This is a genomic window from Micromonospora globispora (genome assembly GCF_003857015.1).
In the GTDB taxonomy this organism is placed as follows: Bacteria; Actinomycetota; Actinomycetes; order Mycobacteriales; family Micromonosporaceae; genus Micromonospora; species Micromonospora globispora.
The window spans coordinates 1-6,322 of the sequence record NZ_QGGF01000100.1 but is presented as its reverse complement, the minus strand read 5'-3'; the positions used below and the strand labels follow the sequence as shown (position 1 = coordinate 6,322).

General features: G+C 73.1%; 5 protein-coding genes. 1 reads left to right on the top strand and 4 read right to left on the bottom strand.

The window, feature by feature from the left end:
- Positions 1-1,979: ATP-dependent RNA helicase HrpA (gene hrpA, locus DKL51_RS03725; RefSeq protein ID WP_124811726.1), on the bottom strand; the 1,979-nt coding region annotated here is incomplete at its 3' end.
- Between the two features lie 247 nt (positions 1,980-2,226).
- Here hrpA and DKL51_RS03720 point away from each other — a divergent pair.
- The gene (locus DKL51_RS03720; RefSeq protein WP_243420674.1) at positions 2,227-2,652 is read left to right on the top strand and encodes a cytidine deaminase family protein; all 426 of its coding nucleotides are present in this window, start codon (positions 2,227-2,229) and stop codon (positions 2,650-2,652) included.
- A gap of 7 nt (positions 2,653-2,659) precedes the next feature.
- Here DKL51_RS03720 and DKL51_RS03715 read toward each other — a convergent pair whose 3' ends face one another.
- The 3 genes from DKL51_RS03715 to DKL51_RS35560 all read right to left on the bottom strand — a co-directional run bounded on the left by DKL51_RS03715 (position 2,660) and on the right by DKL51_RS35560 (position 6,096).
- Complete coding sequence (locus tag DKL51_RS03715; RefSeq protein ID WP_109942739.1) at positions 2,660-3,019, bottom strand: YciI family protein; 360 nt, start codon at positions 3,017-3,019, stop codon at positions 2,660-2,662.
- Between the two features lie 130 nt (positions 3,020-3,149).
- The gene (locus tag DKL51_RS03710) at positions 3,150-3,794 is read right to left on the bottom strand and encodes a hypothetical protein (RefSeq protein WP_109942740.1); all 645 of its coding nucleotides are present in this window, start codon (positions 3,792-3,794) and stop codon (positions 3,150-3,152) included.
- 127 nt (positions 3,795-3,921) lie between these two features.
- A complete protein-coding gene (locus DKL51_RS35560; protein ID WP_207783718.1) occupies positions 3,922-6,096 on the bottom strand; it encodes an alpha/beta hydrolase family protein in 2,175 nt (724 codons plus the stop codon).
- Positions 6,097-6,322 lie beyond the last annotated feature (226 nt).

Here is a 6,322-nt window from a genome sequence, read left to right as displayed (position 1 = left end):
GACCAGGATGTCCCGCCGTCGGGCGCGCTCGCCGCCTCGCCGCGCCGGCCCCGCCGGCCCTCGCCCGCGTCCGGAGTACGCAGCACCTGGCGCAACTGGCTGACGATGTCCTGCCATTCGCGGACCCGCAGGTAGTTGAGGTACTCCGCCTTGCACATCCGGCGGAACGCGCTGGACGACAGCGCCCGCTGCTGCTCCCGCAGGTACCGCCACAGGTTGAGGAACGAGACGAAGTCGGACTCCTTGTCGGCGAACCGGGCGTGCGCCTGGTCGGCCTGGGCCTGCTTCTCCGCCGGTCGTTCGCGCGGGTCCTGGATGGAGAGCGCGGCGGCGATCACCATCACCTCGGTGGCGCAGCCGTTGCGCTCGCCCTCAAGCACCATCCGGGCCAGTCGGGGGTCGACCGGGAGCTGGGCCAGCCGCCGGCCCAGCGGGGTGAGCCGCTTCGCCGGGTCGGTCTCGGCCGGGTTCAGCGCGCCCAGTTCGTGCAGCAGGTTGACGCCGTCGGTGACGTTGCGCCGGTCCGGCGGGTCGAGGAACGGGAACGCGGCGATGTCGCCGAGCCCGATCGAGGTCATCTGGAGGATGACCGAGGCGAGGTTGGTCCGCAGGATCTCCGGGTCGGTGAACTCGGGTCGGGAGAGGAAGTCCTGCTCGTCGTAGAGGCGGATGCAGATGCCGTCCGAGGTACGACCGCACCGCCCCTTGCGCTGGTTGGCCGACGCCTGCGAGACCGGTTCAATGGGCAGCCGCTGCACCTTGAGCCGGCTGGAGTAGCGGGAGATCCGGGCGGTGCCCGGGTCCACCACGTACTTGATGCCGGGGACGGTCAGCGAGGTCTCCGCGACGTTGGTGGCGAGCACCACCCGGCGCCCGGCGTGCGGGGCGAAGACGCGATGCTGCTCGGCGGTGGAGAGGCGCGCGTACAGGGGCAGGATCTCGGTGTTCCGCAGAGCCCGCTTCTTCTCCACCAGCTTGCCCAGCGCGTCGGCGGTGTCCCGGATCTCCCGCTCGCCGCTGAGGAAGACCAGGATGTCGCCGGGTCCCTCGGCGGCCAGTTCCTCGACCGCGTCGCCGATCGCCTGGATCTGGTCGCGGACGTTCTCCTCGTCCCCGTTGTCCTCCTCCTCGGCCTCGGTGACCTCGATCAGCGGCCGGTAGCGGACCTCCACCGGGTACGTGCGCCCGGAGACCTCGACGATCGGCGCGGGCTTCTCCTCGCCGCCGTCGCTGGCGGGCGTGGCAAAGTGCCGGGCGAAGCGCTCGGTCTCGATCGTCGCCGAGGTGATGATCACCTTGAGGTCGGGGCGCCGGGGGAGGAGCTGCCTGAGGTAGCCGAGGATGAAGTCGATGTTCAGGCTGCGCTCGTGCGCCTCGTCGATGATCAGCGTGTCGTACTGGCGCAGCATCCGGTCGTTCTGCAGCTCGGCCAGGAGGATGCCGTCGGTCATCAGCTTCACCAGGCTGCGGTCGCTGACCTGGTCGGTGAAGCGCACCTTGTAACCGACCACGTCGCCCAGCTCGGTGCCCAGCTCCTCGGCGATCCGGTCCGCCACCGTACGCGCGGCCAGCCGGCGCGGCTGGGTGTGCCCGATCAGCCCGTGCACGCCGCGCCCCAGCTCCAGGCAGATCTTCGGCAGCTGGGTGGTCTTGCCGGAGCCGGTCTCGCCGGCCACGATCACCACCTGGTGGTCGCGGATCGCGGCGGCGATGTCGTCCTTGCGCTCGCTCACCGGCAGCTGCGCCGGGTAGGTGATCACCGGCACGGCGGCCCGCCGGTTCTCCAGCCGCGTCTCGGCCCGGGCCATCTCGGCCTCGATCTCCGCGACGGCGGCCGCGCGCCGCTGCGGGTCGCGCAGCTTGCGGACCCCGTCCAGCCGGCGCTGAAGCCGACGCTGGTCGCGGAACATCAGGGTGGAAAGTCGGCGGTGCAGCTCGCGGACGGTGTCGGGCGCGGCGGGTGCGGCTGGATTCTGCATGTCGTCGCCAAGGATAGGCAGGCTGCTGTCGAACCGCCGCCGGGTTACAGGCCGCCGCGTCCCCAGGCGGTCGCCCCCGCCGCCGACGGCCGGGCCCGGCTCTCGTGTCGGCGGGCGTCGCGAGGGCGGCTTCGGCACGGGCGCTCGGCGTCCAGGCGCACCCACCGCTCGTGTGCGCGCCGAGGTCAGGGCCACCGCCCGGCTAGAGTGGCCGCCGAGCGACGTCGAGCACGGGGGCGGGATGATCATGCGGGACACCGATCGGGCGCTGGTGCAGGCTGCCACCGCCGTGGCCAAACTGCGCTGCCGTGGCGACAACCACACCGTCGCCGCCGCCGCGCGGAGCGCCGACGGCCGGGTCTTCACCGGCGTGAACGTCTACCACTTCACCGGTGGCCCGTGCGCAGAGGTGGTGGCGATCGGTGCCGCCGCGACCCAGGGCGTGGGCGAGCTGGAGACCATCGTCGCGGTGGGCGACCGCGGTCGGGGCGTCCTCCCGCCCTGCGGCCGCTGCCGCCAGGTGCTGCTCGACTACTTCCCCTCGATCCAGGTGATCGTCGGCCCGATGGACGCGCTGCGCGCGGTCCCGGTGGCCGAGCTGCTCCCCGACACGTTCGTCTGGGCCGACCAGCAGGTCGAGGTGCCGGTCAGCCGTCCCGCGGCAGAGGACTGAGCCGGCGTCAGTCGCCGGACGCGACCTCCAGCATGGACCGGGGGACCGGCACCTGCTCGAAGCGCACGTTCCCCTCCGGCACCATCCAGCTCATCACCTGCACGACCAGTCGCCCGGCCCGGACGGCCGGGTCGTTGGCGTAGAGCTCGCGCGCCATCTGCGGGTCCACCGAGAGCACGGCGAAGCCCTGCAGCCGCTCGTCGCCGGCACCGAGGAACGGCCCGGCGGCGAGGAGGGCTCCCTGGCCCACCAGCCCGGCCTGGTGGGCCAGGTGCGCGTTCTGCAACCGGTCGGCCGCGTCCCGCGGTAGCTCGGGCGCGTCCGTCGGGCGGATCAGGAGCACGACCGTGTGCTGGTCGAATCGCATGCGGTCAGGGTATGGCGGCTGGGCGCCGCCCCGTACCGGAACGGCCAGCCCGCGTCCGCACGATCCTCCGCGAACATGAGGTGGTGGCCTCCCTTACGGCGGGAGGCCACCACGTCCGGGACAGAGCGACTCAGGCGGCGGTGGTCCAGATGGCGCGGAAGGCGGCGGCTTCGCCGGCGAGCCACTGCTCGACCTGGTCGGGCTTGACGGTGTCGGGCATGCGATGGGTCTCGCCGCGGCGTACGTCGACCAGGACCGGCTCGGCGTGCGGGAGGACCGCGTCCATGTGGCGGGCCATCAGGTGCAGGGTGGCCAGCGCCGCCTCCTTGCTGGGCGGGGCCTCGTCGAAGTGCAGCCGGACCGCCTCGGCGCGGCCGTCGGCGTACCGGATGCCGAAGTGCGGATTGATCTTGACGGGCAGGTCGCCGAGCATCGCCAGGGCGTCCCGGGTCTGGGCCAGGTCGACGCCCATCGGGTCGCCGAGGGACTGCAGCCAGGTGGTCGCGCCGGGGACGAGCGCCTGGTAGAGCGGGCGCCAGCGGGGCTTGACCAGATCGGCCACCTGGGCCAGGTGGGTGCCGCCGGTGTGGAAGGCGATGTCGGCCTTGAGCGCCTTGACGAACTGGCCGTGCGGGTTGAAGCCGGAGCGGCTGGCCCGCTGCTTGCGCAGGCCCCCGACGAAGGTGGCCTTGGTGGGCCCGATGCGGTCGACGTACCGGGTGAAACCGAGGAGGGTGGCGTACGGCGTGATGGGGGTGGAGATGGGCGCGGTCACGAGTGTCCTCCCAGGTCAGGAACTCGATTAGTACATACATTCTAATCGACGGGCCTGACATCGCCCAGGGAACAAAAGGGGCCGTCCCCGGTCCGGGTGAAGTTGGCCAAATCCAGGGGCGCGGTGCTCAGGCTGCGGGGCGTACCTCGGGGTACCGGCGGTCGGGGTGGGGCGCTGGTCCGCCGCGCAGCACGTGGTCTGCGAACGCGGTGACATAGGCCGACACGACGACTAGGCCGCGGTCGCAGCTGATCGGGCCGAGCTGGGCCAACCCGTGCAGCGGTGTGGGGATGTAGTAGGCGCCGTAGTCGGTGAAGTTGAAGTGTTCGGCACCGGTGATCTCGTACCGGAAGCTTTGGCTGGTGCTGGCGGCGCGCAGGGTCCGGCTGGCGGTGTCGATGTCGCGGTGTACGGCGTCGGTGGGGTGGCAGGCGCCGGCCAGGCAGTCGCCGGAGGTGCCGAGCAGCATCAGCGGCGCGGCCAGGCCCTGGTGAACGACGGTGCCGTACGGGGTGCCGTCCATGTCGACCGCGCCGACGCAGCGCCGGTCGTCGTGGCATGCCTGGAGCGAGGCGGCGCCACCGAAGGAGTGTCCGACGTACGCGACGCGGGAGGCGTCGACGTGACCGGCCAGCGGCCCGCCGGTGGCGGCCAGTCGGCCGGCGACGAAGCGGGCGTCGGCGGCCCACACCGCCACCAGTCGGTCAAGGTTCGCCCGGCTGAGGTCCTGCGGGTTGCCGGCCGTGCTGCGGCCGACCGGGTGTCCGTGCAGGACGGTGACGTTGGCGCTGTAGGTGGGCGTGACGCCGGCGACCACGTAGCCGTGGCTGGCGAGATCCTCGGCGAGGGTGCTGAACTGGGGCGCGGCCAGGCCCATCCCGGGTTCGAGCACCACCAGCGGGAACCGGCCGGCGGCCACCGGCGCGCCGGCGACCGAGTGGGTGCGCACTGCGTCGAGGCGGTTGGCCAGGATCCCGAACTGGAGCATCCGCGCCCAGTGGCCGGGCGCGTACGGGGCCGGCCGCCCGGAGGTGCCGGCCGGTGCCGGGTACCACACCCAAACCGACAGCTCACGGTGCCGGCCGGGTTCGGGTGCGAACGGGTCGACGCGGCCGGTGTCGGTCCAGTCGAACGCGGTCCGGCCCACCCGGTACGGCCCGGTCGGCGCCGGCAACTGCCGCAGCAACACGTGCCGTACGCCCAGATAGGCCACCGTGCCGACGATCGCCAGGACGAGCGCCAGCGGCACCGCGACCAGCGCCTTGGCCAGCCGGTGCCGGCGCCGCCGGGCCGCCTGCGCCAGCAGAGTGATCAGTCCGATCTGTACCGCGACCACCGCGATCATGGTGGCGAGCCGGCCCCAGCCGGTGACCGGGTAGTCGACCAGGGCGCCGATCCCGTCCCGGAACCCCACGGTGGCCGGCACGGTGGCGACCGCCACGTAGCCGGCGCACACCAGCGCGGGTCGCCGGGCCGGCGCGGCCGGCCGGGACGGTACGGCCGGACGCAGCACACCCAGGTAGGCGTTGAGCGGTATCAGCGCCGTGACCAGGCCAGCGGTGCCGATCACGATCCGCATGACCGCCGCCGCGGCCGGGTGCGCGCCGAGACCGTCACCCAGCGCCTCGGCCAGGGTGAACCAGGCCGAGGCCGCGACGCCGCCCAGCACCACGGTGGCCAACCTGTGCCGGCGCAGCCCATGCCGGCCGCCGATGACCACCCGCCGCAGCCATTCCACCGCCCGGGCCGCCGCCCGCCCGGCCGCACCACAGCATCCGAGCAGGTCGCCGGCGCCGGCGAGTACGTCGTCGGCCCAGTCCGGGGCGGACGGCTCCGGTGCGAGGCGGGCGCGCTCGCCGGCCCGTCGGATGGCCCACCACATTGTGGCGGCGGTGCCTGCCACGGCCAGCGTCAGCCCGGCCAGCGCCGCGATCAGCAGCCGGCCCGTGCCGTCCCAGGCGCCCTCGTGTACCCGCAGGCCGACCGCGATCCAGTCGGTCGCCGCGGTCGCCGCGACCATGCCGACCAGCGCCCAGCCGCCGCGCAGCAGATCCCCCGGCGCTGGCCGCGGCCAGCCGGGGCGCCGGTTGAGTATCCGAACCACCAACGCGACCGCAAGCGCCGGAACCAGCATTTGGGTGAACGAGACCACCACGTCGTACGGGTCGTCCTGCCAGGGGCTGTGCGCTCGCAGCGCCCGAACCTGAGTGGTAGCTACGGCGAACGCGGTGAACAGCACCGCGCAGCCCACGCACCACCACAACGCCCGGCGCACCGCCGCCGGTGGGTGTCCCTCGCCCATGCGTGTTTCCTCGCCTCACTAGTACGTGAGACGATAGTACGTGAGACGATAGTCAGGTCAAGGGTGGGACGTAACCCGCAGCGCCGGGACCGTCCGCCAGGTGCTCAGCAGCGCGCCGCCGGCAGCCAGCACCGCCATGACCGCCCCGCCACACGCGATCGGCCCGTGCCCGGCCAGCAGCACCGCCGCCGCCTGCACGACCGCCAGCGCGGTCTGCGCAGCCGCC